Raw genomic sequence first — 27000 nt, 5'->3', positions numbered from 1 at the left:
CCCGTGCTCGGTGCCCTATTCGGACATCTCGAGCAGCGCAGGGTATCCATCAGCGGTGATTCGAACGCTGCTGGAGTACTCACCGGGCGGAAGGAGATCGGGGATGACGTAGGTTGCCCGAGCGATCTCGCCGTTCTCTAGGAAGACGAGGATATTTCCCTGTTGCATGAACGTCTCGTCCATGTCGATCTTCCCCCCGACCTGGCGCTCGACGTAGTCGCGGGAGACCGGCTGGTGCGACACATAAACCGAGTCCCAGTCGCCGCCGGTCAGCTCGCGCAGGCTGACCGACCCACCGTTCTGGCGGAGGTCGGCCAGTTGGGTCGACAGTGTCCGGTCTTCTTCCAAAGCAACCCCTTCATCATCGGAACAGGCAGTCAGCGTCAGCGCAGCGCATACGAATAACGTGAGCAGTACCGTCTTAGCTGTCATACGTGCCGTAACTTTCGCCGTCGCTTCCCGGGTTGTATCCGCCCGAGGTGAACTCCGTGTCGGTGGGGGGAGGTTTGGTGCCACCTGTCGCCGGCGGCCCTTCGGCGCGGCCCGTCTCACCGATGGCGACCTGGTCGCTCGGCGTCAGCATACCGTCCGGTCCGACGACTACCATGTCCCCACGGAGCACCGCTTCTTTGACGTATGTGGCCAGTTCCTCGGGGCTGGCGTCGGGGTGTTCGGCGGCGATTCTGCGCCCCACCGCGTTGTTGTGGAGGTCCATCGCTTCGGCGGAAGCCGCATTGGTGTCCACCCCCTCGTGGGCGTTGGTGTACTCCTGTGCGAACTCGGGTCCGAACCGGTTGGCCAGCATCGCGTTCCAGTACGCGTGCCGGAACGCGTCCGAGTGTCCATCGGTGATTCCCGCGCTTTCGAACACGTTCTCCGACTCGTGAATCGCGGTCTTGTAGATGCCGTAGGCATCGCGAGCACCCATGAGCCCGAGATCGTCGAGTAGACGCGCTTCCTCGGCCGTCATCTTCTGGCTGCCGAATGGCCAGCTGAGTGGTGGTTTCGGCCAGGTCGTCATGCCATCAGGGTCGACGGGGACGTTGAAACGAGCGAGGAGATCGTCGTGGAACAGCTTCGCGAGCGTTTGCCGCCGATTGTTGGTCGACTGCTCGTCGATGAAGTTTCCTGATCCGAGCAGGTCACCCGCCGCACGTATCAGCCCGGCCTGGTTCAGGATGTCGATCTGAAGCCGGGAGACCTCCTGGACCAGCGCATCGTATGCGATCCGAATCGCATCTTGATGGGTCTTGACCTGTGCCTCGTCGGTTCCGTGCACGGTCCAGTCGTCGTCGACGCGGAGACCCGCTTCTACTGCGTCGTCGGCTTTGCCGCGGAGTACGCCGCGAAGAGAAGTCAGGTCGGTTGCCGCGTTCTTGATGATCCCTGGCACGTCGGAGATTTCGTAGTAGGCGCGACGGGATTGGTCGTGGTCCTCGGAGATGCGCTCGTACGCGGCGTTGTAGGCGGCTCCCTGCCAATGGGTTCCGGCGTCGGTGAAGTAGTTGCGGGTGCGGTCGATGGCCTGCATTGCCTGCTCGTTGATGTTGTTCAGAGCGTCGGCCCAGTCGTTCATGGCTGTGAGGTCCCAGCGCTCCAGCTGGGATTTCGAAATCTTCATCAGCTCTGCGCAGGCTTGAAGTCGAGTTCGTTCATTCTGGCCGCGAACCCTTCATCGGTCATGCTCATGTCGCTCGCGCATGCTCTCGTCGCTCCGGCGACAGCCCGCATCCGGTCGGCGATACGTAGGTAGGCGCCTTCGGTCTTCTCGGCCAGTTCGGCAAACGACTGTCCTATCTCGACCCCGGGCAGTGATGGGCTCGGCCTGGTACGGACGTCCAGATCGTCGATCGCGGTGCCGTTCTGTTCGAGCTTCTGCGCGAGCTCGTTCAACTTGTCTATGTCTGCCTGTAACAAGGTGCCCTCCCTATGCCTTGCGGCAGTGCCGACTCGGAACTGCGGCCTCGACCACACCGCCTTCGAGCCGGGATTCAGCCTACCAAGGCTGTCCGGACCGAACGACCGGCCGAACCGGGTTTCCGCCCCTGCCTGTAGCTGTCGGCCTCGTAATGTTTCGGCAGTAGCGTGATTCGATTGTCAGCCCAATTGCCGGCTTGAGAGTCTGGTGTGCCAGGCTGGCGATGATGCGTTGCGCGTCGTTGAAAGGACCTGGTTGGATCGGGTTCGAGTCAAGGTCGGCAAGCTCTACAAACGAACAAAGCGCGGGTGAAAGGCAACCATCCGGTCGCTGAGCTGCGTGACCGGATGCGCCCGCTGGCCAATGCGCAGGGAGTGAGCAGATGCGGGTCGCTGTTACCGGGCACATGAACATCACTGCCGAAACCGCGGTGCTGGTGCGTGAAGAGATCGCTCTGCGCCTTGCCGAGGTTCCCGATTTGGTGGGCGTGAGCTGTATCGCCCGCGGAGCCGACTCGGTGTTCGCGCAAGCTGTGCTGGAGGCCGGTGGTCGGCTCGAGGTGGTGCTGCCCTCTCGGAATTACCGCGAAGCCAAGGTGAAACCCGATCGTGTGCCGGTGTTCGATGAGCTGGTGGCGCGTGCGTCCGAAGTGTGCGTGATGGATTTCGAAGAGGCCGGTCGGGAGGCGTATGAGGCGGCGAACGAGGCGCTGCTGCGATCAGCTGGCCAGCTGATCGCGGTGTGGGATGGGGAAGGTGGCGAGACCGGCGGTACCGGCAGCGTGGTAAAGCTGGCGCGGCAGCGTGGATTGGCTGTGGACGTGGTGTGGCCCGAAGGCGCGGCGCGTTCCTGAGCTCTCATCAACCGGAATAATTTCCCATGCCTGCTGGAAGGCCAGCCGTCGTGCCGGTACCCGGGATAGTTCCGAAGGAACGGGCAGAGGAGGAAGGGCGATGAGTAGCTTCTCCAAATGGGATCGTGAAGGCTATCGCCGCCGTGTGGGTGAGGAGGAGGCCGCGCGTCGGCGTCGGTCGATCATGGCCGAGCAGTGGGGTTACCAGCTTGCTGAGGAGCGGAAGCGGCTGGGTTTCACGCGGGCGGGTTTGGCCGAGATCATGGGAGTCAGCCCGGGGCGGGTGTCGCAGATCGAGCATGGCGAGGTCGCGACGGTCGAGGCTCTCGCCGCGTATGTTTCCGCGTTGGGCGGGAAGCTGGAGCTGTTGGTGGACATCGGTGGGCATCTGCTGAAGATGCCGACCGACTCCGCGGGGTGAGGTGACTGCCTCCGGCGTAGCCAACCGGGTGCTGCTCTGCGTACCTCAGCGCCAGTGCGGAAGCCGGAGAAGGTTGGTTCTCTCGATGGCTGGAAGTCCGTCGTCGAGGCTACGCAGCCGGGTGTAGATGGCGCGCATCGCGGCTTTGTCGGGGATGTGTTGTCCGGCTGCTGCCTTCTCCAGGATTGTCAGTGTGTTCACCAGCCGGATCGTCCCTACGGCGCGACCATTGGACTGGAGTCGTTGCAGGCGGCTGATTTCAGCTGTTGCTGTGCGGGCTCCGGGGCCGTCGTCGATGAGAACCGTGACGGTCTCCCCGGCTTCCGCAGCGACGACTGCGTGCGCGATGACCATGGTCTCGCCCAGGTCTTTCGGGGATTGCACGCGTTGTTTCATGGGTTGGCGGGTGATTCTGTGCACCGCAGCGGCGAGTTCGGGCGTCTGGTCGTCCGAGAGCACCTGGATCCAGGTGGGTGTCAGTTTGCGCCAGACCGTAGCGGCGGCGCGGAACCGTTGATCGTGCCGTGACTTGCGCAAGATCTCGGTTTGGACGGTCTCCGGAGCGCTGATCCGGCCGAGGACGCCGATGAGCAAGCGTTCCTTGTTGATGGAGAAGAAGTTCAGGCCGGGCCCGGCGTCGATGATCGGCGGGTGGCTCACCTCGCATCCTTCGCTTCGGCCGCCGGATCATCGGATTCGTCGCTGGTGCCGTCGAGGGCTGCGTCCAGGGCGGTCAGGTCCACTTCGACGTCGGGCAGTTCGGCAGCGTCGGACCAGGCGAGTGGATGTCCGGCGGGCTCGATACCTGCTTCGCGCAGCTCTTCCTGGGCGGCTTCCAGCGTGATACCCCGCAGGGTGGCGATCGCCTGCGCGGACAGCACTTCTTCCTCGTATGCCTTGATGGCTCGGGCGAGTAGCCGCTGGGGCGCCCGGCGCTGATCGGAGTCGGCCTGTAATGCGCGGTACTGGTCGGACCATCCGTAGCGGGCAGCCAATTGCGGACCCGTCGACGCCATCCACTCGTGTTTGGTGGCCTCGTCGATGTATCCGGCCTGGTGCAGGGCGATCGCCGCGATCGGTGGTGACACCAGGAACCGCTGGACGACCTCGGAGAGGGTGGATCGGGTTGCCGTTTCCCGGTTGCCGAGGAACTCGCGGAGCCCCTCGATCGGTGCGAGCAGGTGGCGAGCGAAGGCGTCGGCGCGAACTTCCGCGGGCTTTCGATCACTCCAGTTGCCTGTGTGATCGTCTGCCCAGTCCTGGAACAGCACATGACCGAGCTCGTGGGCGAGCGTGCTGCGTTGCCGCATCGGGTTCCGGGTGCGTGCCACGCCGATTATTACGGCGTTGCGTACCGGATCGCGCATCGTCAGCCCGTGCTCGTCCGGGCCTGCGTCGAGTACGGCAACGTCGATCGCGGTCGCCTGTTCGATAATCGCGACCAGGTCGCCCAGTGGTTGTACGCCGAGTCGGTGTTCGCGGCGGAACCGGGCGGCGGCGTCGCGTCCTTCTGTCTCGTTGTTCACGGTTCCTACGTTGGGTCGGTGGTGGCGGGGATGGCTTGGTCGTCGAGGTAGTCGTTCAATTCCAGGAAATGCAGCAGCGCTTCCCGCATGCGATCCATCTCGCAATCGTTGGTCGCCCGCGCCGCGCATCGGACCCGCTCGGCCACCGGCGCGGTCCCGGTGAGCTGGGCGACTGTGTGCCCTGTCGCCCAGCCGATCGCCACGATCTCCGGCATCTTCGCCGGCCTGTCCCCAGAGATGATCCGGGACAGGGTCGACTGCGAGATCCCGGTCGCGTCCGCCAGAGCGCGCTGACTCAACCCCGCGGCAACGCGAGCGCGTTCGATCCGTGCACCGGCTTCGTTCGTCACCGCCATCACCTCTGTCCGCCCTTGAATCAAAATTTCCGACTATGATTCAGTCTAGCCCGCCGGAGCGGGTCCGGCCAGGTTGGAGTCGGTCCGTTTGCCGCCCCATGACATCGGCCGGTGGCGTGGCGAGAGAGCTGTGGCCGACGTTGTCCGCTGCGGACATCAGGGCCACCAGATCGTCGCCGCGATCACCAGCAGCGGTAGTCCGATCGCGATGGCGAAACCGACCACTACCAGGGCGCTCATGGTGTGTCCTGAGTGGAGGTCCAGCGTGGGAAGCTGAGACGCGGTAGCACGGTTTCCACATCGCAGATGTCCAGTACGGCGTCGAGTTCGTGCGGGCCGAGGTGGTCGGGTGCGGGCAGGATCACCAGGTCGGCGCCGGCGTTGCGTGGGCAGCGGCGTGTGGATCAGCCGGGCAACTACGTGTGCGTGCCGGTGCGTTTCGCGAAGGCCAGTAGGCCCGGCAGTGCCGCAGCCTGTGGGCGTTTCAGCAGGTCTGCGGTGATTTTCTGGATGGGTTCGCGGTAGCGGACTTCGTCGGGAGCAGCTTGCTCGGCAGCACACAGCGCCCGGTAGCACTGTTCGGGCTTGCCCCACTGGTGGAACGCGCGGGCTACGTCGGACCAGTAGCGGGCGCGGCTTTCGGCCAGCGGAATTGCTGCGGGATCGATCCGCCGTGCCGCGTCGATCGCTGCGCCGGAGTCGCCGAGGACTCTGGCGATACTGACCTGATACAGCCCGACAGTGCCGGGTCCGAATCCGGCGAAGGAACGTGGACGCTCGTGGCCGAGCCGGGCAGCGGTGTGCGATGCCTCGGTGATCAGCGTCCGGGCGGACTCGCGATCGCCGTCGACCGCGGCGGTGTATGCCCCGGTGGACAGCAGTGACCCATACGCCGCAAGGTATTCCGCACCTCTGTGAAGTTCCGGCTGTAACGAGGTCGCGGTGTCAAGTATCAGCCGTGTTGCGGTGTCGGTGTATCCGGTGCGGCGCAGCACGATCGCCCATGACCGATGGGCCGAGACTCGGGTCAGCGGGTCGTAGCTACCGTCCGCGGCCTGCATCGCGCGGTCGGCGGTGGTCCAGGCGAGTTGATCGTGGCTGAGCTTGACACTCAGCCTGGACGCCAGCACGTAGGCACGGGCGAGGAGCGCTCCGGCTTCGGCGACGTCGTCTGTGCTGGTGCCCGCGGCGCGGGTTGCCGTCGCGTCCGACAGCAGCCGGGGTAGGCCGGCGGCGAGCTCGGTGTAGTGCCCGCGGCCGAACATCGACTGCGCGGCGGTGATCCGGTGGCCGAGCTGCCCGAGACCGACCGGGATACCGGGAGCGGGCGGGGCAAGCAGCGCACGTTCCAGCACGCGTAGCGGGTCGGATGCCGTTACCGCCCCCGACGGTGGCGGGGTGATGCCGAGAGCGGTGACGGTGCCGGCCAGGCCGGCCAGCAGCGTGCGACGACGCATGGGTTCGGTCTCCTCGTCCGGCGCTGGGGTGACGCCGACGATAGCGGCGTGAGCGGACGACCGCACTGTGCGTGACGGTGGGTCGGCCAATCCGAGCAGTTCCGGCGGAACGTGCAAGGCGAGAGCGAGGGCGCGCAGCACACGTACATCGCTGAGCGGCTGCTTGCCGCGCTCCAACCGGGACAGCGTCGAGATCGAATAGTTGCTGCGCCGGGCGAGGTCGGCGAGGGTGAGGTTGTTGGCGCGGCGGACAGCGCGAACCACAGCGCCGTAGTCACCAGAAGCCAGAGCACCGCGCACAGCGTGGGTGTCCCAGATTGCGCAGTCCTGGTCCATCATCGAGTTCCTTGCTCAGACCGGGTATCGAGCATATCCGGCAAAACTGGCACTGCGGCAGCGTTTTTGCAGTTGACGCAACAGGTTTTCGGGCGCTGCAAAGCCTCTGGCCGTTGATGTCACGATCGGCGTCTCCTGGTATGTGCCGCGGCAGCTCACCCGACCCCGCCGCGGTGGAGCAACACCATGAGCATCCTCAGCACGAGATCGCCGCAGCCTCCCCTCCAACGCGGCATGCGGGAAATGACCGCTACCGAACTCGACCGGGCCGACTTGCTGCGCGCGGAAGAAAGCGTGCAAATCAGTAGGTTCGCCCTGTTCATCCCGACCGATGAGCTGGGTTCGGCCCGCCCGATCGTGGTGCGCCGGGGCGCGGTGATTTCCGCGTTCGCGGTAGTGCACGGCGGCGCGACAATCGCCGAATGCGCGCGTGTCGAGACGCACGCGGAGATCGGCAAGCCCGAGCACGGCTATGCCGTCGGCCGGACCTACCCGGGCGCCGGCGCCACGACGATTCTCGGACCTGGTGTCGTGATCCGATCCGGCGCGGTCGTCTACGCCGATGTCCAGGTCGATACCGACACAGTGGTCGGGCACCAGACCTTGTTACGCACCGGGGTCCGTGTCGGCGCGGACACCTTGCTCGGCCACCACCTGTGCGTCGAACGCGAGACCTGGATCGGGCGAGGAGTACGGTGCTCGCCGGGATCGCACATCACCAGTTCGACGTATCTGGCCGACCGGGCGTTCCTCGGTGCCGGGGTCCGCACGATCAACGACAAGACACTCACCTGGCGCGATCCAGACCGCGAACCGACACTGACCGCACCGCGATTCGAAACCGGAGCGAAGGTCGGTACCGGATCGGTGATCCTGGCCGGTGTCAGCATCGGCGCACATGCGCTGATTGGTGCCGGTTCACTGGTCACCCGCGATATCCCGCCGGGTGCCCTGGCCTACGGCGTGCCTGCCCGCGTGCGAGGAGAGGCACCATGAACCCGAACAATTCGGCCAAGGCGATCGGCACATGGCTGGAGCCGCTGCGTCCCCTGCTCGATTCCGATAACCGCCTCGATTGGCCCCGGCTGGCCGAGCTCGCGGATTCCTTGGACGAGCTCATCGAGATATATCCGATTGCATCCGGATCACCCGGACAGCAACGAAGCGACCAGCTACGGGCCATCCGGATCGAACTCGCGCGGCACGGCCTTCTCGACACCACACAGCAACCCGCACTGTTCGCGGTGCTGGCCCAGTTCGTGTGCGGCTACCGCGATATCGACCTGCGCGATTCCACGGGACTCGGCCACGGTGTGCTCATCGCGCACCACGCGAGCCCAGCGGCGCGTCAGCGTTGGGTTCCTCGCTTGCTGGACGGCGAGCTGGCAGGGATCGCACTCACCGAAGCGCACGGCGGATCGAATCCGGCGGCCTGTACAACCGCGGCGGTCACCGCAATGGACGGCAGTTGGCATGTGACGGGTCGCAAGACCTGGATAAGCCGGCTGGCCGAGGCCGCAGTGTTCGTGGTGTTCTTCCGCGCCCCGAACGATCATCTGGTTGCCGCTGCGGTCGACGCCGCAGAACCAGGTCTGCACCGACAGCCGATCCCGCCCGCAGGCCTCGCCGGTTGGGCGTGGGGAATTCTCGATCTCGACGAGGTCCCGATCCACCCTGACGATGTGCTCCACGGGGAGGGGATGACTTTATTGCGTAACCACTTCGCCCGCTATCGGCCGCTGGTCACCGCGACCGCACTCGGTGGGGCTGCCGCAATGTTCGACGCGGTCACAGCTGCCTTGACCGACCGGCAGACCACCGGCGGTGTCGCGCGACTGCGGGACACCGCGCTGGTGACGGTCGGCCGGGCGCACGCCCAGTTGATCACAGGCCTGCTCGGTGCCGCGGCAGCCGCTCAACTGGCCGAATCCGGGCACCCGCATGCCGAGCGGTGGTCGGCGGTGATGAAAGCCCACGGCATCGACCTCGCCGATCGGGCGACCGCTGATCTGATGCCACTGGTCGGCGCATCAGGATTCCGAGCGGACGGACGGCTGGTCAAGATCCGCCGCGACTTGGGTGCGCTGCTCTACGCCGACGGCATCCACGACAGCCTCTACCGGGCGGCGGGCAAGCAACACACCGCCCTGACAGCATCGAGGCTGCAACCGGCACCAGGGTTGTTGCCGGTCTCGGCCTGATCGCGAACCAAGGGCGGTGGTCAACCGATGCGCCGCCCTTGTTCGCAGAGCACCGTCGCCCCTTCGCGCACCGCGTCGAATGCCGCCGCCAAACGATCTGCCAGCAGCGGCTTCACCTTCCCGGCTGCTTCATCGAGCGTGTAGAACCCCGCAGAGCGGATCTCGCCCGGATGCAGAACCATCTCCGCTACGTCACTCTCGGACAGCACACCACCGTCGAAGAGGAACACCACGCCCTCGGGGCGGCTGTCCTGCGGGCGCACGTAGTCCACCAGCAGCAACCGGCCCACAGTTCGGTCCCAGCCGATCTCCTCGCACAGTTCGCGGCGAACCGTCTCCCACGGCGCCTCGTCTTCTTCGACGGCGCCGCCCGGTATTTCCCAGTTGGGTTTGTAGGTCGGCTCCACCAAAAGCACGCGGTCCCGCTCGTCGCGACACAACACCCCCGCAGCCATCCGCTTGCGCGCCAGCCCGGCCACGTACTGCTCCACCGGCAACACCCCAGTAGCCGACTCCGAACTCGATGGTGTGCTCACCCGCGTCACCCTATCCGCGGGCCTGCATCTCTGCGGTTTCCGCCGTGGTGAACATTGCCCGCGCCACCGAGTCGATCGATATTTTCGCCGCGGCTACCGATGGCTCGCTCACCCGCGGACTCGTCGAGATACTGACCAGGCTCCCGGCAGTCCGCGCCAAGGCATGCGAAGCGTGTGCCGAGCGTGCCGAGACTGACCTCTGATCCGGAAGTGGCGCGGGGGATCGACCGTCAGGGCCACCAAATCGTCGCCGCGATCACCAGCAGCGGTAGTCCGATCGCGATGGCGAAACCGACCACTACCAGGGCGCTCATGGTGCGTCCTGCGTGGAGGACCAGCGTGGGAAGCTGAGACGCGGTAGCACGGTTTCCACATCGCAGACGTCCAGTACGGCGTCGAGTTCGTGCGGGCCGAGGTGGTCGGGTGCCGGCAGGATCACCAGGTCGGCGCCGGCGTTGCGTGCCTGGTCGGCCACGCGTAGCACCGAGTGTTCGCCGGGCCATACGAGGTGGTAGCCGAGTCGGTCGGCGAGGCGGTGTACGTGGTCGCGGTCGGTCTCGGGTGCTCGGCTGATGTCGTGGTTGATCCAGCCGAACGCGATCGAGTGGCTCATGGCGCGATATCGGCGTCGGTGGCGGGTTCCCGGATATCGCGACTGGCGCGGAGCCCGGCCGCCACTCGTTCCAATGTTGCTGTATCGGTGCAGTATTGGTCGCGCAACAGCCGGACGGTCGCTTCCATTGCCCGGTTTCGCGCCGGTCGCTTGGGCAGAGGTGGTCGTTCGCGCACAGTGCCTCCTGGGTGGGGTGTCATGGCGTGCACCCGGCGCCGAGGAATTCCGTGGTCGGCGGCCTCGTAAGGTGCCGGCCGGCCTGGTGGTTCGACCCGGCGCCGGGGCTGGTTCAAGCCTCATCGACCGGTGTTCGCGGTCCCAGGGACAGCAGTCATAGAGAACCGCTACGCTTCCGCTAAGTGCGCAGCGACAGGGGGTTTCGCGTGATCGTGGAGGTTTGGACAAGGGTCGAGGTGCGGGCGCTGCGTGACGCGGCGTTGCGGATGACGCAGGAGCAGTTCGCCGAACAGATCGGGTGGTCTGTTGCGACCGTGCGAAAATGGGAACGTGCCACCGAATCGCGGCCGGTGCGCGGGCAACGTGCCGCCGACCTCGATAGTTGGCTCGAGAAGCTGAGCCCGGAGGCGATGCGCCGTTTTACGCTCGCCGTGTCGTCCGCGCGGCCATCAGCGCAAGGACACCCACCGCCTGGAAGCATTGACGATGAGGCAGATGTGAACCGCCGCGAATTCGGTAAAGCCGCAGCGCTTACCGCCGCGACATTGCCGACGGCCAGCCACTCCCGGATCGGTATGGCCGACGTCGAACGTCTGAACGCATTCACGGCGGAACTGGAAGCCGCCGATCAGGCTGTCGGTGGAGCGGGCCTACTGTCCTCCGCCGTTGACACGTTGGAACGTAGCCAGAGCTTGCTGCACGGCGGCGTGTTCGACGCCGCGACTGGTCGAGCGTGGATGTCCGCCGTAGGGTCGCTGGCTGTGGAAACCGGCTGGCTCGCATACGACGCTGATCGAGTTCAGCTGGCGCGGAGGTGCTACGCCGATGGGCTCTCGCTGGCGTCTATGGCCGAGAACGACGATCTGGCTGTCCACGCCTGCATGAATGCTGCTCTGCAATCCATAAGCCTGGCACGCGCCGGTCATGCCTCGCCCTCCTACGCACTCGCGTTGACACACCGGGCTGCGGATCTGGTGCGGAGGCGGCCCGCTGGACGGATACACGCGCTGATCGCCGCCCGCGAAGCCGCGGCGTACGGCACAGCCGGTGATCGACGAAGTGCGGAGCGAGCCATGTCGGCGGCATGGCGTGAAATGGACAATGCTGCCGAGCATGAGCCGGTGGGAGAGTGCGCTCCATGGCTGCGGTTCGTCGACCATTCTGAAATCCGATTCCATGAGGCGCGGGCCTGCACTGACATCGGAAACCACAGCCGAGCACTCGTCCTGCACGAGGTCGTTGCTGGCGAGCCGGCAAGCGCTGGTAATACCGTGCACGCGTCGGCCTGGTGGTCGGCGGCGCTCGCCCGGACCGGTGACATGAGGTCAGCGGTCGAAGCGGGAACACCGGTGCTCGATGCGCTGGGAGGATGGCTTGCGTCACCACGGGCACTCAAAGCGCTGGAACCGGTGCGACAGCTGGCCGACACTTCTTCCGAAGGCGAGGAGTTCTGCGCTCGGTTCGACGCACTCGCCACCACGAAAGGGTTTTCGGTTGATTGAATTCCGTCGTTTCGGTCAAATCGGTGCGCGCGATATGAGCGACGCGGTCCAGGACGTCTATGCGCGCTCCTACGCGGAGGCCATCGCGACCGGTGATCCCTTCGAGTCGCTGGAGGCGTCGATGGATCGATTCGACGCCTACCTGCGCGTACCGGGCTTCGACCTGGTCGTGCTGTACTCGAATGGGGAACCGATAGGGCAGGCGTGGGGGTGGCCGCTCGGCGAGAACACCGCCGGCTGGGACGGATTGCAGCTCGACGAAGTCGATCCAGATTTCACCCGGGAGGACGGAACCCGGACATTCGGGCTCTCGGAGATCATGGTGGTACGCGAGCACACGGGCCGGGGATACGCGCGGATGCTGCATGACGAACTGCTGGGTACTCGGCGCGAGCAGCGGGCGACACTGCTGGTAGATCCGCGAAATGAGCGCGCGTACGAGAGGTATCGGCGATGGGGTTGGTACAAGGTCGGCGCGCAGCAGCCGAGTTGGAAGGGAGCGCCCACATTCGACGTACTGATTCGGCCTCTACCGCTAGTTCCTGACGGCCTGGATTTGATCAGTTAATCGCGCTGAAACAGCTTGAAGCCAGAAGGGTTATCTATAAAATTCAGACGGCGAACGCCGAAGCGCTCGGCAATCTGATCTACGGCAATCTCGGTGCTGATGATCCGACGTTCGGCGGAGAACCGAAGTACTTCCCTATCGAAGGATTTAGATTGCGCAAAGGGAAACCTCGCGGCGGCGGACCGAACAATCGGGCTGTCACGCGGATGAATATGACGGTCGCTGTAGCCCCGTTGGAATCGCCACGGGTTGATGGCGAGCTACGGCTCTGTCGGTCAGCGCTGCTTTATGCGGACACCGTCACTCTGATCAGCCCAAAGGTTTCACTTCTTCAGACAATGGCGGGATATCGCCAAACCCGCGACATCGAGTATATGCGGCTCGCAGCCAAGGCTGCACCCACCTATGCGCCTGAATATACAGATATGCTTCGGGAAAAAGTTGCTGAAATAGATGCTACTTCGCGAGCCGATCGACGTGCGCAGCGGAAAGAAATTCAGCAGATATTCGACTGGTTCCGTCCAGTGAAGGACCTCCTTGCTTCCAATGCGCAGAAATCGCTTGCTGACTTCAAATACGATGAGTTGGAACTGGCGATCGATGCCGGTTTCCTTGTTGTTGAACCCATGGAAAGTGTCGATATAGATACATTTGGCGCACAGCGGCGTAGCCAGTCTGAGATAACCCCGTTTGAATACATCGGCCGGGTTACGAGAACTCTTACCAGTGGTGAGAGCTACCCGCTATTCGATCAGGTGACGGGAGATCTCGTCAGAAAGGCAGTCCAAGCGGGCATACTCGCTCCTGTGCCAACTGCTCGCCGCCGAGGCCGCGACGCGGCCTTAGCAAACGGATTCTTCGACTCGCTTCAGCACTTCAAGCATGCGACCATCGACGAGATTCTCGATATTAGAACTGAACTTCGCAAGCCTTTGGGGAGCTTTCGCCAGGGAGTCCAGGATATTTCGAAGGACATCGACCTTGCGCCTGAGGACCCAGAATTCGCTTATGCTATAGAAGATGCATGGTCTTCCAAGGTAGCCCCTGCTTTGGACGAAATTGAAGAACTGATATCTGAGAACAGCAGCTACCGTGACCTATTCCAACGGGCGATCAACGATCCGGCTGCACTCGTTGGGATGACTGGACTCACTGGCATGTTCGTTGCTGCGGGGCCGGCGAGTGGACTGCCTGCAACGGCTGCGGCGATGCTAACCGGTGCCGCTACATCCCTCGGAATTCCATTGGCCGCTGTTCGGGCTATGCTGGCGCAGTGGAAAGAGCTGGAAGATACCAAGAAGGCGCAGTTCTATTTCCTTTATGCTTCGGAATCCAGGTTCGCTCGGCTTGGTGATGTGTAAATTGGTGAAGCGCACAAGCCCAATATAAAATTTCGAAGAATATCGTCTTTACTTGTAATGTGTAGCGTGGGCGGGGCCACGCTCGCCCTGGCGAAACATTCGGCGGATGAATAATTGGTGCGTCCTGGGGTCCGCGCGATGTGGAATTATTGATTTATGGCATACCTGCCGTGAAAAATTGCCGGGTGCAGTGTTTCAGGTGACATTCGATCGAATTTCTGCAATCCATGAAACGACCTTCATTGTCCGCTTGTCGTCGGGGCCATAGCGATTGACGTGCTCTCTTAAGATATCTTCAGCCAGGGCTTCGGCCTCCCCATGGTGACCGAATGACATATGAGCGTCAACCAGGGCTCGCTGTGTCTTCATGGGACCGGAATCTACTCGATCGAATTGCGCGAGTTCCTCGGACAGGGTTGCCGCTAAAATATCAACGGCCTTGCCGTACTTGCCCTCTTTAACGGCTTCAATGCCCAGTTTTCGACTTTCGCCCAACTTTTGAGACACGGTTGCCCGGTCCCGTATTGCCCGTGCTTTGCGTCGCTCGGCTTGCAACTCGGCGAGTTCTTGCTCCAATAAATCTGCTACACGGAACTGGCCAGTGTCATAGCCGTCGGAGATGGCCGTTTCCTCCAGTCGCTTTTCGGTATCTCCCGTTCCGCTGCCAAGCAGCGCTCCGCTGTCCGTTTCAGCGAATCCTCCACCCACGCGCCGAGACTTGTATTGATCTATTGTGTCGTCGGAGATGGATACGCGCAGATACTTTTTCGCAAGATGTAAAAATCCATCGACCGTCGTCTGATGGTAGGGTTGTCCACCTGTTTTCAGCATTTCGGCGCGCAATTCGACTCGAGGGCCTACCCTTTGTCCATAGACCCGCTCGAAGGAATCCTTCACGTCGTTTGTTACGTAGAGAATCGGCCGCTTTGTTTGTTTAGCATATTCGAGCAACTCAAACCAGATAAGACAGTCCCCGGTTGCATCATTCTTCTTTTTATCCTTGAAGCCCGGAGGTATGTCAGCCGCGATGCGTTTTTCAGCCTGTTCTATTCGGTCATTTAGTGTTTCAGGGTCTGGCGGGAATCCTACACGGCCGTCTACAAAGATCGAATCAAATTCAGCTCTTATGGGGTCGGCAGAGCGAACCGAGTTGAAATCTACGGCATGATCGCGACGTAGTGCGCTGAAGGCCTCTTTCATTGCCTCCTTTCGCCTTTTTGCCAGCTCTCTAATCTGTTCAATGGATTCATCGAATCCCGAAGCGATCACCGACTTAATCTCCGCGTCACGTAGGACCTCGAGTGACCGGCTGCGCATTGCGGAAAGTTCATCTAATGATTTTTGAATCGCAGTATCGAATTTCTCTGCGCCAATTTTCTCGATTGAGTCATAGAACAATTGCTGCTCTTCGGCAACGCTAAGCCGATTTCGTTGATATTCAAGCGCCGCCTGATATGGCACCCAAATCCGTTCCGACACAGCCCGAAGCGCATCCATTAATTCTGTGCGCTGCGTCGATCCGACCCGATATGGCGCTAGCAATACGTTGGCATCCAACGCGATCGTAGCTGTACGGATGTAGTCCTCGATCTCGGACTCCTCTGGCCCGTACCATTCACGGAAGAGGAATTTCACCGTTGTCCACCTCGTGCTACTCACGGTCTCGCGACCAGTTCGTCAACTGTGCCATAACGCAGATCCTCTGGCGCCAAGCAGTCCGGAATTTCTTCAGATAGTACGGCTCGTTACCAAACTTCTCCATTAGGTCCCGAGTGTGAAGCGGGGTGCCGTGGACATGCTGCAGCAGGTTGAGGGCATTCGCTATGGTTCGAGTGCGAGGTCGTCGCGCTGCAGAAGTCAACATGTGGGCACCTTTCGCTGCTTTCAGCGGCTGGCGAGGCGGCGCCATGAATGCCCGAGACTGGTGCCGGGGTTACTGCCGCCGAGCCGAACGGTAGGACATCGCGAAGGCGCCAACTGCAGGTAGCGCGAGTACCACAGCGATGACGAGAGCTACTACCTTATCGCTGGTAGTCATGGTTTCGGCGGGTCGGCTGCTGTACATCAGCAGCATGAGGGGCAAGATCGTGAAATATAGAACAGTCAGGAAAGTGCCGAGATACACCCATCCGACTCCTGAACGCCGGCGCGTGCGCATGGGAGGGGTGAAAATCACTGTCTGCGTGACGAATGTATTGAAGTGGGTCTCGGCGTACGGATGTGGGGTCGGTGGTAGTGACCCGGGTCGCGCGAACTCATAAGGGGGCGTCGGGCCTGGTCCTTGCGAGGACGTGCCAGAGGCTCCGGCGTGCATGCGGGCATGAGGGTGCTCGACCACATCGACTCCTGAGATCCGCGTATCAGCGGGGCCTACACTACTCGGTGCGTATGGAGTTTCGCGAACGGTTGCGGGCCTACTTTCGATCGGTGGCCACCTCCTTTTGGGAGGCTGTTCAGGTTGTGGAATGTTGGTCGCGGAGCGCGCGTCGGCGGATCTTGCCCGTCTGTGTTTTAGGCAAATCTGCGACGATTCGTATGGTTCTGGGCCTCTTATAGGGGGCGAGGCGTTCCTGGGCGAACGAGATCAGCGCGGCGGCCTGCACGCTGTATCCGTCCTTGATCGAAACGTAGGCGGTAACCGACTCACCGCGATACTCGTCGGGCACGCCAATAACTGCTGCTTCGAGCACTGCCGGATGCTCGTAGAGGACGTCCTCGACCTCGCGCGGCCATACCTTGTACCCCGACACGTTGATCTGGTCTTTGATCCGGTCGACCAGGTAGACCCAGCCCCGTTCGTCCACGATCGCGCTGTCGCCGGTTCGAAGGCGGCCTTCGGGCAGTGCGGCTTCGGATTCTTCTGGTTTGCGCCAGTATCCGCGGATGACCTGGGGGCCGGTGACGACGAGTTCGCCTTGGCTGCCGGGCGGGAGGGCGTTGCCTTCGGGGTCGACCACCTCGACGTTCACTCCCGGGAGCGGTAGTCCGATGGACAGGGTGCCGCTGTCCGGGTCGACCGGGGCGCTCGTTCCAGGCGGGACGGCGGTGACTGCCGAGGAGGTTTCGGTCATGCCGTAGGCGTTGTGGATGTAGTGGCCGAAGCGTTCCTGGAACCGGGCGACCGTGCTCGGTGGTACCGGCGCACCCCCGCTGTACAGCGCTTTGATGCTGGAGAAGTGTTCGGCCGTGGCGTATTCCGAGTTCATCATCGCGTTGAAGGCGGTGATGGAGCCGATGGTGTAGGTGACGCCGTGTTCGCGGAGGGCGTCGACCGCTACGTCGGTGGTGAAGCGGCCGGTGAAGACCAGGGAGGTGCGTTCGGTGAGGGCGAGGGCGCCGATGACGACCGCTCCGGTGATGTGGAACAGCGGGGCCAGGGCGTAGACGACGTCGCCGGGGGTGATGCCGGCGAGTTCGGCGAAGCTGGTGGTTACCGCGCGGACGTTGGTGTGCGAGTTCATGGCGCCCTTGGGCGGGCCGGCGGTGCCGGAGGTGTAGGCGAGGAAAGCGAGGTCGTCGCCGTGTACCTGGATCGTCGGGGGTTTCCGGCCGGTGTACTCGTGGGCCAAAGTGAGTAGGTCTGCGGACTTCTCGCCGGCAGGGGTGGTTTCGGGTTTGAAGACGCGGGGGTCGTTGCGGGACTGGAGGTCCGACTCCGCGGTGCCGAGTACCCAGCCGACTGTGGTGCCCTCGACGTCCTCCCGGACCTGCCGCACATCGCGGTCGGTGGTGATGATCCCGACCGGTTCGGCGTCGGTGACCAGTTTGCGGAGTTCGCGGCCGCGATACATCGGGTTGAGGATGAGGGTGATTGCGCCGAGTTTCCAGGCTGAGTGGGCGCGGGCACTGGGTATCGAACCTGGTGAACAGATACTGCTGCAGCGACGCGAGCTGATCCGCGACAATCCGATCTATTATAACTCCACCTATAATAGATCGAGTTATAATAGATCTCATGCTGAAGCCCGAGACCATGTTCGATCGCGAGCACGAGTGGTCGGAGCTGACCCGATTTGCCACCTACCCTGGGCTGCAGCCGGCGCTGGGTGTCGTTTCGGGTCGTCGCCGGCAAGGAAAGACCTTCCTCCTCGACGCGGTATGCGAGGCTACCGGCGGGTTCTACTTCGCGGCCACCGAGGCGACCGAACCCGAGTCGCTGCACCAGCTCGGTGGCGCTCTGGCGCGGTATCTCGGCGAGCCGGTGCCGCGCCGGTTCGCTGGGTGGCCGGAGGCAATCGAGACAATCATGACCCTGGGCGCTGGTGACCGGCCCCTGACAGTGGTCCTCGACGAGTTTCCCTACCTGGCCAAGGCGTCACCCGAGCTGCCGTCGTTGATCCAACGCGCATTCGATCCGGCCGGTCGGCGCCACGCCGGTGCCATCCGCCTGTTGCTGTGCGGTTCGGCCCAGTCGTTCATGAGCAAACTGCTCGTCGGTAGCGCCCCGTTGCGGGGACGCGCAAGCCTGGAGCTTGTCGTGCCGACCCTCGACTACCGGCTGGCGCGAGAATTCTGGGAAATCGACGACCTGTCGCTGGCGTTCCTGGTGAACGCCGTGGTGGGGGGTACGCCAGCGTACCGGCGCGAATATACGCTCGGTGACACACCCGCCGACCGCGAGGATTTCGGACCGTGGGTGGTCCGTAATGTGCTCAACTCGTCGAGGCCGCTGTTCCGGGAAGCGCGGTTCCTGCTGGCGGAAGAGTCCGAGCTACGGGAAAGCGCGCTCTATCACGGCGTTCTCGCGGCGATTGCCGGGGGCAACAACACCCGGGGCGGCATTGCGAGCTTCCTCGGCCGCAAGACCACCGATCTCGGGCACCCGCTTACCGTCCTGGAAGGCGTCGGCATGGTCGCTCGCGAACAGGACGCCTTCCACGCCCGCCGGTCCACTTACCGGATCACCGAGCCGCTGCTGACGTTCTATTACGCGATCATGCGCTCGGAATGGAGCGACCTCGAACGCCCGGGGCACGCCACTGAGGTATGGGAACGCTCGGGGCCCACCTTCACAAGTCGAGTACTCGGTCCGCATTTCGAGCAGTTGTCGCGTGCGTGGTGCCGGTGGTACGCAGCCCCGGGCACCGTGGGAGGCAGGCGCACGCATGTGCTTTCCGGAGTTCTGCTCGACCCCGCGGGTAAGACCGGCCATCAGCTGGACGTCGTAGTGTTCGGGCGGGACGCCGGTGGTGCGGAACGGATCCTTGCGATCGGTGAGGCGAAGAACCATGCGGTCGTCGGGGAGAAACAGGTCAACCGGCTCGACCGGATCCGGGATCTGCTGGTTCAGCGCGATCCCCGCGCGTCGCGGCAGACCAAACTGCTGCTCTTCACCGGGTACGACTTCACCCCCGAACTGCGCGCCGTGGCGGATTCCCGCGACGACGTGGAATTGATCGACCTCGAGCGGCTGTATCGGGGCGACTGACACCTGACGACTACAGCAATCGGGCCAGAACAGTGAAGTAGCTCCGTCGCCGGCTGACGAACGCCGAGACAGCAACGAATGACGTGCGTATCGGGCTACTCCGGCTGGACCAGTCGGTCGAGTAGGCCGCGCAGAGGCCTGTTGTCGCCGACCAGCGAGAGTCTCGACGCTGTGGCGTTCTCCACCGGATCGAGTAGGGACCAATCGATCGGGTGGCCTGCCTGGCGGGCGAGTTGGCCGAAGAATGCACGCTGAGCGCGGCCGTTGCCTTCGCGGAACGGGTGGATCGCGTTGACTTCGGCGAGGAAATGGGTGAGGCGGTCGACGAATACTTGCCGGGTTGCTCCGCGGAGGAAATTCTCGGCCGCAAGCTGTCCGAACACCTGCGCGGCATAGGAGTCGATATGGGATGGCAGGCAGAAGGGTTCTGTGCGTGCGATGCCGATGGTTCGGACTTCTCCCGCCCAGGGGTAGATATCGCCGAAGATCTCGAGGTGGAATGCGCACAGGTGTCGTAGATCGTAGCCGCCCGGCAGTATGCGGATTCGCAGGTCGGCCAGCGCCGCGTAGGTGAGGTCGGCCTCGGCGCGGCGTAGCTTTTCTTCGTCGGTGATGCCGAGCCGGTTTCTCAATACACCTGATTCGGGATCGAGATAGGGGTCTATTGTCACGTCGCGCCGTGCAGTTCGCGAACCATTTGACGCATCTGCTCGGTGCTGATCTCGCCCCGCGACCATCGGGCCGTGATGTCGTCGGCTTCAGGACTGGGGGTCAGACCTTCGGCGCGTACCGACGCCCTGGCCTCCGCGGTCGCGCGAGTACGCTCGGCGGTCAACTCCTCGAAGACTTCGACAGGGATCATCACGGCTTCGGTCTTGCGTCGTGAACCGACTCCGACCGGTGTTCGGTCGCCGTGGCGGAATCGATCGAGCATTCGCGGTAGCCGCTCGCGGGCTTCCCTAACTGACCACGTCTCGATCAACATGCTTAAAGTGTACCCGAACGTGTACACATTCTGGATGGTAGAGGCCTTCTGCTGTTCAAGTCCCTCAGGCCGCGCCGTTGTCGCCGATCAGCTGGAACTCATTGTGTTGTCCGGATGTCTCGCAGGTTCTCGCGCAGCGCTCGTCGGCGGATCTTGCCGGTTTGTGTTTTGGGTAGGTCGGCGAGTATTCCCACGGACCTGGGCCGCTTGTAGGGCGCGAGGCGTTCCCGGGCGAACGCGATCAGCGCGTCGGCGTCGGCGGTGTGGCCGTCTTTCAGAGAGACGTAGGCGGCTACCGACTCGCCTCGGTATTCGTCAGCAACGCCCACGACAGCAGCTTCGAGTACGGCCGGATGTTCGTAGAGAACATCCTCGACCTCGCGCGGCCATACCTTGTACCCGGACACGTTGATCTGGTCTTTGATCCGGTCGACCAGGTACACCCAGCCCTGTTGGTCGACGATCGCGCTGTCACCGGTTCGGAGGCGGCCTTCAGGTAGGGCGGCTTCGGATTCTTCTGGTTTGCGCCAGTATCCGCCGATGACCTGTGGGCCGGTGACAACAAGTTCGCCTTGGCTGCCGGGTGGGAGAGGGTGACCTTCGGGGTCGACCACCTCGACCCTCACTCCCGGGAGCGGTAGTCCGATGGAGAGAGTGCCGCTGTCCGGATCGACCGGTGCGCTCGTTCCGGGCGGGACCGCGGTGACTGCCGAGGAGGTTTCGGTCATGCCGTAGGCGTTGTGGATGTAGTGGCCGAACCGTTCCCGGAATCGCTCGACCGTGCTCGGCGGAACCGGCGCACCCCCGCTGTACAGCGTCTTGATCGACCTCAAGTGTTCCGCCGAAGCGTATTCCGAGTTCATCATCGCGTTGAAAGCGGTGATGGAACCGATCGTGTACGTGACCCCGTGCTCGCGGATCGCATCGACCGCGACCTCGGTGTGGAAGCGGCCCGTGAAGACCAGGGCGGTGCGTTCGGTGAGAGCGAGGGAGCCGATGACTACCGCGCCCGTGATGTGGAAGAGCGGGGCGAGGGCGTAGACGACGTCGCCGGTGGTGATGCCGGCCAGTTCGGCGAAGCTGGTGGTTACCGCGCGGACGTTGGTGTGCGAGTTCATTGCGCCCTTGGGTGGGCCGGTGGTGCCGGAGGTGTAGGCGAGGAAGGCCAGGTCTTCGCCGTGTACCTGGGTTTGCGGGGGGTGTTTGCCGAGGTATCGGTGTGCCAAGCCGAGTAGATCGGGTTCGGCGGGTGTGGCGGGGGCGGGTTCGCCGTTGAAGATGCGGCGGTCGTTGCGGCACTGGAGTTCTGATTCGGCGGTGCCGAGTACCCAGCGGACCGTGCTGTCGGCGACATCCTCGCGGACCTGCGGTACCTCGCGGTCGGTGGTGATGATCCCGACCGGTTCGGCATCGCTGATCAACTCCCGGAGTTCGCGGCCGCGGTACATGGGGTTGAGCAGCAGGGCGGTGGCGCCGAGTTTCCACAGGGCGAGCAGGACGAGCGCGTATTGCGGGATATTCTGGAGGTGGATACCCACCCGTTCACCGTGGCTCACGCCGCGGTCGGCGAAGGCGGCCGCGAGGGCGGTGGCGAGGTCGTCGGCCTCGCGGACGGTGAGGGTGGTGTCGAAGTAGACGAGGGCGGTGGCGTCGGGTTCGTGCCGGACCCGGTCGTGCCAGGCCGCCACGAGAGTGCCGAGCTCTTCTTGCGGGCGGGACGCCCCGCTCGCCGCACCCTCATCGAATGCGGCGGACGGGGCATTCCCGGTGTTACCGGTGGTCATGCAGGGAGTTCCTTGCGGCTGGTTTCGCGGATGGTGGCGACGGTGAGGAGGCCGATGGCGCAGACGCCCATCACCCAGTAGGCGGGTGACATCGCGTTGCCGGTCGATTCGACGAGCTGGGCGGCGACGTAGGGGGCGGTGCCGCCGGCGGCGATGGTGCCGATGTTGAAGCCGAGGGAGACGCCGGTGTAGCGGACGGTGCGGGGGAAGAGTTCGGTGAACAGCGGGAAGGCGGGGACCTGGACTACGCCGTTCAGCACCATGTAGAGGAAGTAGACGATGCCGATGACGAGGATGCTCTCGGTGGCGCCCATGATCATGAAGGCGGGGAGGGCGATCACGACGTAGGCGAGGTAGCCGGCGATGAGGACCGGTTTGCGGCCCCACCTGTCGGTGGCCATACCGCTGAGCGGGAAGGTGGCGCAGGCCAGGGCGATGGCTATGGCGGAGGTCCAGTAGACGGCGTCTTTGGAGAAGCCGAGGTCGTTGATCAGGTAGACGCTGAAGTAGGTGAGGCCGATATAGCCGGAGCCGTTCATGGCGATGGCTACGCCGACGACGCGGGCGACGGACCACGGGTTCTTGGTGACGGTGTCGAGCAGCGGGCTCTTGGTGACCTGCTGTTTCTCGGCCATCTCCTCGAATTCGGGGGTGTCCTCGAGCTTCATCCGGACGCGGAGGCAGACGTAGGCGAGGGGGAGGGCGAGCAGGAACGGGATACGCCAGCCCCACGATTCCATCTGCTCGTCGGTGGTGGCGAGAGCGACTACGCCGACGACAGCAGCGGCGACAGCGAAGCCGAGGGTGGAGCCGACGGGGGTGAAGGAGCCGAAGAAGCCGCGGCGTTTGGGTGGGGCGGATTCGGCGATATAGGTTGCGGCGCCGCCTACTTCGCCGCCGGCGGAGAAGCCCTGGGCGAGGCGGACGAGGACCAGCAGGATGGGGGCGAGGATGCCGACGGCGGAACTGGTGGGCAGCAGGCCGAGGATGCCGCAGGCCACGCCCATGCTGACGACGGTGATGACGAGGGCGTGGCGGCGGCCGCGGCGGTCGCCGAGGCGGCCGAAGAAGATGCCGCCGAGGGGGCGGGCCACGTAGGCGACACCGAAGACGGCGAGGGTCGACAGGATCGAGACCGCGGAATTGTCGGAGGGGAAGAACAGGGGTGCGATGGTGACGGCGAGGAAGCCGTAGACGGCGAAGTCGTAGTACTCGATGAGGGTGCCTACGCCGCCGGCGATGGCGGCGCGGCGGGCCACGGCGGTCGACTTCTTCGCTGCTGTTGCCGGCAACGGTGCGGAGGGCGGAGTGTTCTCGACGCGATGATCGACGTTGGTCATTGCGGTTGTCCTTGGCGTGCGTGCTCGGCGAGCAGGAGTTCATACGAACCACCGGCTTCGATGACCTTGATGGTCCGCGGGCTCGGTGGGTTGCCGACCAGTTGTTTTCCCTCGGGCAGGCGCAGGGCGGCGGCGCGCCAGTCCAGGACCACGGCGTCGTCGACCTGTACTGCGGTCGATACGCCGGGGATCGTGATCAACGGCATGCCGTTGAAGGTCTCGCCGCGCCAGAAACCGGGCGAGAAGGATTCCGCGACGATGGCCGCGATACCCGCGTTGCGCAGGGCGACCATGGGCGGATAGTGCGGATGACCGTAGCCGAAGTTGCGGCCGCCGACGATGATATCGCCGGGGCGGACGCGGTCGGTGAAGGTGGGGTCGTAGGCCTGCATACACACCGAGCGCAGGTGGTCGGGGTCGTAGGACTTGATGTTGGAGACGCCGACGACGAGGTCGATATCGAAATCGTCGCCGAAGATCCAGGCGACCTTGCCTTCGATGAGGTCGGGCGGTGGGGGATAGGCGCTCACTGGACCGACTCCTGGATCGTGCCGGTGAGGGCGCTGGCGGCGACGGTATAGGGGGAGCCCATGTAGATGTTGGCGTCGGGGCTGCCCATGCGGCCGGAGATGTTCAGGACGCCGGTGGAGATGCAGTTCTCGCCGGGTTGCAGGGGTTTCTGGTAGCCGAAGCAGAAATCACAGCTCGATATATTGATATGCGCACCTGCGGCACGGAGGACGTCGAGGATGCCTTCTCGCTCGGCCTGCTCGTACACCTTCTGGGAGGTGGGGACAACATTGAGTTCGACGCCGGGGGCGACCTTGCGACCGTCGAGAACCAGGGCGGCGGCGCGCAGGTCTTCGATACGGCCGCTGGCGCAGGAGCCGATGAAGGCTTTCGTGATGGGCGTGCCTGCAAGTTCCTGGGCGGTCTTGGTGTTCACGGCTCGCGCCGAGCCGGGCAGCACCACGCGCGGGGTGAGGGTCGAGAGGTCGATCTCGTAACGGGCCGCGTAGGTGGCGTCGGCGTCGGGATATGCCGGGTCGAAGCTGCGGCGTGCGACTTTGTTCGCGTAGGCCAGCGACATCTCGTCGGGTTCGAAGATCGCCGAGACAGCGCCGGTGAACATGGCCATTCCGCACAGGCCCTGGCGGTGGTCGATGGCCATGGCGCGGGCGCCGGGGCCGCCGAATTCCATCACCTGATGGGCGCAGCCGTCGGCGCCGACCATATCGATGATGGTGTGCACGAGGTCGCGGCTGTCGACGCCGGGCGGGAACTCGCCGACCAGGTCGAAGCGGGTGGTGGCAGGGATATCGACGAAGACGCGGCCGGTGACCCAGGCTTCGATGAGATCGCGGCGGATACCCCAGCCCAGGGCGCCGAACGCGCCGATACCGCTGATATGGCCGTCGAAATGGACGAGGAATTCGCCGGGGATAGCGAGGCCGAGTTCGGCGGTGAGCTGGTGGCCGATACCGCGGCCCTCGTGCAGTTCGATGCCGTAGAACTCGCACCAGTCGCGGGTGACCTGGTGGACCTCGAGTTCCTTCTCGTTGCCCTTGGTGAGCATGTGGTCGATGAAGACGATGTAGCGGCTCGGGTCTTCGAGTTCGGTGATGCCGAAGTCCTCGCGCATCTGGCGGAACATCACGTCGGTGTAGCCGGGGAAGTCGTAGGCGATCATGCGCGCCGGATGCACCGGGTGGTTCTCGCCGGCGCGGACCGTGTCCTGATCCGAGGCGCGGCCCAGGATCTTCTCCGTCATCGTGTAACCCACGATGATCACTGCTCCTTCGCGGGTAGGTACTTGTTCTGCATGGCTTCGACCTCGGGGAAGCCGATGAGCTCCACGAACTCGTGGTGCTGGAGGTGGTCGGCGCTCACCTGCGCGGGGGCCTCGCCCGCAGCCAGGCGTTTCAGAGTCTCGCGGGCGGCTCCGGCCACGGCCATCAGGACCTGGGTCGGCAGCAAGGCCAGCCGAACGCCGATCTGATCCAGAATCTCGGGGGTGAAATCGCGTTCGGTCCAGGTCGAGGCCGTGAGCGTAGCCATCAACGGTACGCCGACCTCTTCGTGGCAGCGCTGCCACTGTTCGACGGTTTCGAAGGTTTTGGTGACCGGCATGATCATGTCGGCGCCGGCCTCGACGTAGGCCTGGGCGCGGCGGAGGGCGTCGTCGCCGCGGGCGTCGGTGCGGGCGATGAGCAGGACGTCGTCGGGGATGGAATCGCGGACGGCGCGGATCTTGCCGGTGGCCTCGGCGGTGGTGATCAGGTCGACGGGGTCGCCGACGCAGATGGGGCAGGACTTGGGGGAGACCTGGTCCTCCATGAACATCCCGCCGACGCCCGCGTCCACGAACTTGGTGGCGGTGCGGGCGGCATTGACGGCATTGCCATAGCCGGTGTCTATATCGGCGACCAGGGGCAGTTTCGACGATTCGCGGATGGTGCGAACTGCCTGGAGGTTTTCGGTCTGGGTGTAGAGCTCGGCATCGGGGAGGCCGAGAGTCGCGGAGACCGCGAACCCCGAGGCGCACAGGGCACTGAAACCGGCCTGCTCGGCGAGGCGCGCGGTGAGACCGTCCCATACGCCGGGGGCGTAGACGAGTCCGTTCGACGTGAGGTCTTTCAAGGTCGGGCTGCGCACCGGTCGACCCTCCGTTTCGCTATGCGGAATGCGTTTCGTTTTTCGATATCAGGACGGTAAGGTGGTGGGGGTCACAAAGTCAACCCCGATCGGCCGATCTGTTCGTAAGGTGGCGGCATCGATCGCGCGAACCGTGGAAGTGAGTGAGTAGCCGTGGCTGTGCCCACCTCGCCGAAGGCGAGCATCCCCGCCGAGCCGGAAGCGTCCGGGAATCGCGATGTCGTGGGCGCCGTTCTCAAGGCGTGCACGCTGCTGGGGCATTTCAGTGCCGATCGGCCGGTGTGGATGCTGAACGACCTCACCGCGGCCAGCGGGATGAACAAGACCACGGTGTTCCGGCTGATGGCCACGCTGACCCAGGCCGGATGGGTGGATCGCACCGAAGAAGGCGCCTACCGGGTCGCGATGCCGGTGTTCGAGATCGGGTCCGCGGCGCTGTCGAAACTCGATATCCGCTCGGCGGCAAAGCCGTTCATGTCCGAACTGGCGGCCGCGTTCGGTAACACGGCCTACCTGATGGTCCCCGCCGAACAGGGCGCGGTGTGCATCGACCTGCTGGAAGGGCGTAACTCGCTGGTCGTCGCGGGGATCAATATCGGATCCGTGATGCCCTACCATGCCGCGGCCGGGCCGACGGTCATGCTCGCGCATTCGCAAGCTCTGCGGGACAAATGGTTGACCACCGGCCTGGCCGCGATCACCGATCGGACCATCACCGATGTGGACCGTCTCGTCGAACACCTCGACGAGATCGAGAAGGCCGGCTATTCGCTGAGCAACTCGGACTATCTGTCCGGGGTTGCCGCGGTGGCGGCGCCGATCCTGGGGCGCGACGGGTCGGTGGTGGCGTCGATCAGTGTGGGCGGCCGGGCCGAGGAGTTCGAGGGGGAAGTTCTCGCCGAGAAGATCGAGCGGGTCTGTGCGGCCGGGGCGCGGATCACCAGAATCGTGCAGGCGCTGCCGCGGAGCTGACGAACCTGATT

At 64.0% G+C, this 27000-nt stretch carries 29 protein-coding genes; 9 read left to right on the top strand and 20 right to left on the bottom strand.

Annotated elements, in window-relative coordinates; genetic code table 11:
• Positions 1-15: 15 nt before the first annotated feature.
• Genes ACFWPH_RS06795 through ACFWPH_RS06785 form a run of 3 tightly spaced genes read right to left on the bottom strand, consistent with a single transcriptional unit; the run spans position 16 to position 1917 of the window.
• Complete coding sequence (locus ACFWPH_RS06795) at positions 16-432, bottom strand: hypothetical protein (protein ID WP_378748626.1); 417 nt, start codon at positions 430-432, stop codon at positions 16-18.
• On the bottom strand, positions 422-1621 hold the full coding sequence (locus ACFWPH_RS06790; RefSeq protein ID WP_378748625.1) for a DUF6973 domain-containing protein: 1200 nt from the start codon (positions 1619-1621) through the stop codon (positions 422-424). The genes ACFWPH_RS06795 and ACFWPH_RS06790 overlap by 11 nt, the downstream gene beginning before the upstream one ends.
• Positions 1621-1917: a hypothetical protein gene (locus ACFWPH_RS06785; protein WP_378748623.1), complete on the bottom strand. Its 297-nt coding sequence runs from the start codon at positions 1915-1917 to the stop codon at positions 1621-1623. The genes ACFWPH_RS06790 and ACFWPH_RS06785 overlap by 1 nt, the downstream gene beginning before the upstream one ends.
• A 383-nt stretch (positions 1918-2300) precedes the next feature.
• Between ACFWPH_RS06785 and ACFWPH_RS06780 the strand changes: the two genes are divergently transcribed.
• On the top strand, positions 2301-2771 hold the full coding sequence (locus ACFWPH_RS06780; RefSeq protein WP_378748621.1) for a hypothetical protein: 471 nt from the start codon (positions 2301-2303) through the stop codon (positions 2769-2771).
• Positions 2772-2871: 100 nt separating this feature from the next.
• A complete protein-coding gene (locus ACFWPH_RS06775) occupies positions 2872-3192 on the top strand; it encodes a helix-turn-helix domain-containing protein (RefSeq protein ID WP_378748619.1) in 321 nt (106 codons plus the stop codon).
• Between the two features lie 45 nt (positions 3193-3237).
• On the opposite strand, the gene ACFWPH_RS06770 is transcribed toward ACFWPH_RS06775, so the two are convergent.
• The 5 genes from ACFWPH_RS06770 to ACFWPH_RS06750 form a co-directional block, all read right to left on the bottom strand.
• On the bottom strand, positions 3238-3852 hold the full coding sequence (locus tag ACFWPH_RS06770; protein WP_378748617.1) for a hypothetical protein: 615 nt from the start codon (positions 3850-3852) through the stop codon (positions 3238-3240).
• Positions 3849-4718 carry an ImmA/IrrE family metallo-endopeptidase gene (locus tag ACFWPH_RS06765; protein ID WP_378748615.1) on the bottom strand — a complete coding sequence of 290 codons (870 nt, stop codon included), beginning with the start codon at positions 4716-4718 and terminating at the stop codon, positions 3849-3851. Before ACFWPH_RS06765 ends, ACFWPH_RS06770 begins: the two co-directional genes overlap by 4 nt.
• A 5-nt stretch (positions 4719-4723) precedes the next feature.
• Positions 4724-5068, bottom strand: a complete 345-nt coding sequence (locus ACFWPH_RS06760; protein ID WP_378748613.1) for a helix-turn-helix domain-containing protein — start codon at positions 5066-5068, stop codon at positions 4724-4726.
• Between the two features lie 242 nt (positions 5069-5310).
• Positions 5311-5439, bottom strand: coding sequence for a hypothetical protein (locus ACFWPH_RS06755; protein ID WP_280416487.1), 129 nt, complete (start codon positions 5437-5439; stop codon positions 5311-5313).
• Between the two features lie 51 nt (positions 5440-5490).
• Positions 5491-6870, bottom strand: a complete 1380-nt coding sequence (locus ACFWPH_RS06750; protein WP_378748611.1) for a helix-turn-helix domain-containing protein — start codon at positions 6868-6870, stop codon at positions 5491-5493.
• Between the two features lie 240 nt (positions 6871-7110).
• Here ACFWPH_RS06750 and ACFWPH_RS06745 point away from each other — a divergent pair, with 240 nt between their 5' ends.
• Together ACFWPH_RS06745 and ACFWPH_RS06740 are read left to right on the top strand one after the other, a co-directional pair.
• On the top strand, positions 7111-7863 hold the full coding sequence (locus ACFWPH_RS06745; RefSeq protein WP_378748609.1) for a hypothetical protein: 753 nt from the start codon (positions 7111-7113) through the stop codon (positions 7861-7863).
• The gene (locus ACFWPH_RS06740; RefSeq protein ID WP_378748607.1) at positions 7860-9068 is read left to right on the top strand and encodes an acyl-CoA dehydrogenase family protein; all 1209 of its coding nucleotides are present in this window, start codon (positions 7860-7862) and stop codon (positions 9066-9068) included. The genes ACFWPH_RS06745 and ACFWPH_RS06740 overlap by 4 nt, the downstream gene beginning before the upstream one ends.
• A 20-nt stretch (positions 9069-9088) precedes the next feature.
• Here ACFWPH_RS06740 and ACFWPH_RS06735 read toward each other — a convergent pair whose 3' ends face one another.
• From ACFWPH_RS06735 to ACFWPH_RS06725, 3 genes are all read right to left on the bottom strand, one after another.
• The gene (locus ACFWPH_RS06735; protein WP_378748605.1) at positions 9089-9559 is read right to left on the bottom strand and encodes an NUDIX domain-containing protein; all 471 of its coding nucleotides are present in this window, start codon (positions 9557-9559) and stop codon (positions 9089-9091) included.
• Between the two features lie 355 nt (positions 9560-9914).
• Positions 9915-10217: a hypothetical protein gene (locus ACFWPH_RS06730; RefSeq protein WP_378748603.1), complete on the bottom strand. Its 303-nt coding sequence runs from the start codon at positions 10215-10217 to the stop codon at positions 9915-9917.
• On the bottom strand, positions 10214-10345 hold the full coding sequence (locus ACFWPH_RS06725; protein ID WP_378748602.1) for a hypothetical protein: 132 nt from the start codon (positions 10343-10345) through the stop codon (positions 10214-10216). Before ACFWPH_RS06725 ends, ACFWPH_RS06730 begins: the two co-directional genes overlap by 4 nt.
• Positions 10346-10576: 231 nt before the next feature.
• On the opposite strand from ACFWPH_RS06725, the gene ACFWPH_RS06720 reads away from it, so the two are divergent.
• The 3 genes from ACFWPH_RS06720 to ACFWPH_RS06710 all read left to right on the top strand — a co-directional run bounded on the left by ACFWPH_RS06720 (position 10577) and on the right by ACFWPH_RS06710 (position 13825).
• A complete protein-coding gene (locus ACFWPH_RS06720; protein WP_378748600.1) occupies positions 10577-11896 on the top strand; it encodes a helix-turn-helix domain-containing protein in 1320 nt (439 codons plus the stop codon).
• A gap of 34 nt (positions 11897-11930) precedes the next feature.
• On the top strand, positions 11931-12464 hold the full coding sequence (locus ACFWPH_RS06715) for a GNAT family N-acetyltransferase (RefSeq protein ID WP_378748598.1): 534 nt from the start codon (positions 11931-11933) through the stop codon (positions 12462-12464).
• Positions 12465-12676: 212 nt separating this feature from the next.
• Positions 12677-13825: a hypothetical protein gene (locus tag ACFWPH_RS06710; RefSeq protein WP_378748596.1), complete on the top strand. Its 1149-nt coding sequence runs from the start codon at positions 12677-12679 to the stop codon at positions 13823-13825.
• Positions 13826-14020: 195 nt separating this feature from the next.
• Here ACFWPH_RS06710 and ACFWPH_RS06705 read toward each other — a convergent pair whose 3' ends face one another.
• Complete coding sequence (locus ACFWPH_RS06705) at positions 14021-15460, bottom strand: PIN-like domain-containing protein (protein ID WP_378748594.1); 1440 nt, start codon at positions 15458-15460, stop codon at positions 14021-14023.
• Positions 15461-16278: 818 nt separating this feature from the next.
• The gene (locus ACFWPH_RS06700) at positions 16279-17730 is read right to left on the bottom strand and encodes a class I adenylate-forming enzyme family protein (protein ID WP_378748592.1); all 1452 of its coding nucleotides are present in this window, start codon (positions 17728-17730) and stop codon (positions 16279-16281) included.
• 50 nt (positions 17731-17780) lie between these two features.
• Here ACFWPH_RS06700 and ACFWPH_RS06695 point away from each other — a divergent pair, with 50 nt between their 5' ends.
• Entirely contained in the window at positions 17781-19253 is a 1473-nt protein-coding gene (locus ACFWPH_RS06695) for an ATP-binding protein (protein WP_378748590.1), read from the top strand.
• A 95-nt stretch (positions 19254-19348) separates the two neighbouring features.
• Here ACFWPH_RS06695 and ACFWPH_RS06690 read toward each other — a convergent pair whose 3' ends face one another.
• The 7 genes from ACFWPH_RS06690 to ACFWPH_RS06660 form a co-directional block, all read right to left on the bottom strand.
• Positions 19349-19885, bottom strand: a complete 537-nt coding sequence (locus tag ACFWPH_RS06690; protein WP_378748588.1) for a Fic/DOC family protein — start codon at positions 19883-19885, stop codon at positions 19349-19351.
• A 35-nt stretch (positions 19886-19920) separates the two neighbouring features.
• The gene (locus tag ACFWPH_RS06685; RefSeq protein ID WP_084475679.1) at positions 19921-20238 is read right to left on the bottom strand and encodes an antitoxin VbhA family protein; all 318 of its coding nucleotides are present in this window, start codon (positions 20236-20238) and stop codon (positions 19921-19923) included.
• A 98-nt stretch (positions 20239-20336) separates the two neighbouring features.
• A complete protein-coding gene (locus tag ACFWPH_RS06680; protein WP_378748586.1) occupies positions 20337-22022 on the bottom strand; it encodes a class I adenylate-forming enzyme family protein in 1686 nt (561 codons plus the stop codon).
• Positions 22019-23362 (bottom strand): MFS transporter, encoded by a 1344-nt coding sequence (locus ACFWPH_RS06675; protein ID WP_378748584.1) that lies wholly within the window; start codon positions 23360-23362, stop codon positions 22019-22021. Before ACFWPH_RS06675 ends, ACFWPH_RS06680 begins: the two co-directional genes overlap by 4 nt.
• Positions 23359-23892, bottom strand: coding sequence for a 3-isopropylmalate dehydratase (locus ACFWPH_RS06670; protein WP_378748582.1), 534 nt, complete (start codon positions 23890-23892; stop codon positions 23359-23361). The genes ACFWPH_RS06675 and ACFWPH_RS06670 overlap by 4 nt, the downstream gene beginning before the upstream one ends.
• On the bottom strand, positions 23889-25133 hold the full coding sequence (locus ACFWPH_RS06665; RefSeq protein WP_378749410.1) for an aconitase family protein: 1245 nt from the start codon (positions 25131-25133) through the stop codon (positions 23889-23891). The genes ACFWPH_RS06670 and ACFWPH_RS06665 overlap by 4 nt, the downstream gene beginning before the upstream one ends.
• Before the next feature lie 17 nt (positions 25134-25150).
• Positions 25151-26017 carry an oxaloacetate decarboxylase gene (locus ACFWPH_RS06660; protein WP_378748580.1) on the bottom strand — a complete coding sequence of 289 codons (867 nt, stop codon included), beginning with the start codon at positions 26015-26017 and terminating at the stop codon, positions 25151-25153.
• Between the two features lie 153 nt (positions 26018-26170).
• On the opposite strand from ACFWPH_RS06660, the gene ACFWPH_RS06655 reads away from it, so the two are divergent.
• A complete protein-coding gene (locus ACFWPH_RS06655; protein WP_378748578.1) occupies positions 26171-26989 on the top strand; it encodes an IclR family transcriptional regulator in 819 nt (272 codons plus the stop codon).
• Positions 26990-27000: the final 11 nt, after the last annotated feature.

The sequence above is a fragment of the Nocardia sp. NPDC058499 genome, assembly GCF_042719915.1.
Classification (GTDB): Bacteria; Actinomycetota; Actinomycetes; order Mycobacteriales; family Mycobacteriaceae; genus Nocardia.
The sequence above is the reverse complement of the archived record's forward strand: the minus strand, read 5'-3'. Positions and strand labels throughout refer to the sequence as shown.

Excerpts from the sequence above, each read along its gene's own strand:
- ACFWPH_RS06795 (WP_378748626.1), bottom strand. The coding sequence starts at position 432 with ATGACAGCTAAGACGGTACTGCTCACGTTATTCGTATGCGCTGCGCTG.
- ACFWPH_RS06790 (WP_378748625.1), bottom strand. The coding sequence starts at position 1,621 with ATGAAGATTTCGAAATCCCAGCTGGAGCGCTGGGACCTCACAGCCATG.
- ACFWPH_RS06780 (WP_378748621.1), top strand. The coding sequence starts at position 2,301 with ATGCGGGTCGCTGTTACCGGGCACATGAACATCACTGCCGAAACCGCG.
- ACFWPH_RS06775 (WP_378748619.1), top strand. The coding sequence starts at position 2,872 with ATGAGTAGCTTCTCCAAATGGGATCGTGAAGGCTATCGCCGCCGTGTG.
- ACFWPH_RS06750 (WP_378748611.1), bottom strand. The coding sequence starts at position 6,870 with ATGATGGACCAGGACTGCGCAATCTGGGACACCCACGCTGTGCGCGGT.
- ACFWPH_RS06745 (WP_378748609.1), top strand. The coding sequence starts at position 7,111 with ATGACCGCTACCGAACTCGACCGGGCCGACTTGCTGCGCGCGGAAGAA.
- ACFWPH_RS06740 (WP_378748607.1), top strand. The coding sequence starts at position 7,860 with ATGAACCCGAACAATTCGGCCAAGGCGATCGGCACATGGCTGGAGCCG.
- ACFWPH_RS06730 (WP_378748603.1), bottom strand. The coding sequence starts at position 10,217 with ATGAGCCACTCGATCGCGTTCGGCTGGATCAACCACGACATCAGCCGA.
- ACFWPH_RS06725 (WP_378748602.1), bottom strand. The coding sequence starts at position 10,345 with ATGGAAGCGACCGTCCGGCTGTTGCGCGACCAATACTGCACCGATACA.
- ACFWPH_RS06715 (WP_378748598.1), top strand. The coding sequence starts at position 11,931 with ATGAGCGACGCGGTCCAGGACGTCTATGCGCGCTCCTACGCGGAGGCC.
- ACFWPH_RS06710 (WP_378748596.1), top strand. The coding sequence starts at position 12,677 with ATGACGGTCGCTGTAGCCCCGTTGGAATCGCCACGGGTTGATGGCGAG.
- ACFWPH_RS06695 (WP_378748590.1), top strand. The coding sequence starts at position 17,781 with ATGCTGAAGCCCGAGACCATGTTCGATCGCGAGCACGAGTGGTCGGAG.
- ACFWPH_RS06685 (WP_084475679.1), bottom strand. The coding sequence starts at position 20,238 with ATGTTGATCGAGACGTGGTCAGTTAGGGAAGCCCGCGAGCGGCTACCG.
- ACFWPH_RS06680 (WP_378748586.1), bottom strand. The coding sequence starts at position 22,022 with ATGACCACCGGTAACACCGGGAATGCCCCGTCCGCCGCATTCGATGAG.
- ACFWPH_RS06675 (WP_378748584.1), bottom strand. The coding sequence starts at position 23,362 with ATGACCAACGTCGATCATCGCGTCGAGAACACTCCGCCCTCCGCACCG.
- ACFWPH_RS06665 (WP_378749410.1), bottom strand. The coding sequence starts at position 25,133 with ATGACGGAGAAGATCCTGGGCCGCGCCTCGGATCAGGACACGGTCCGC.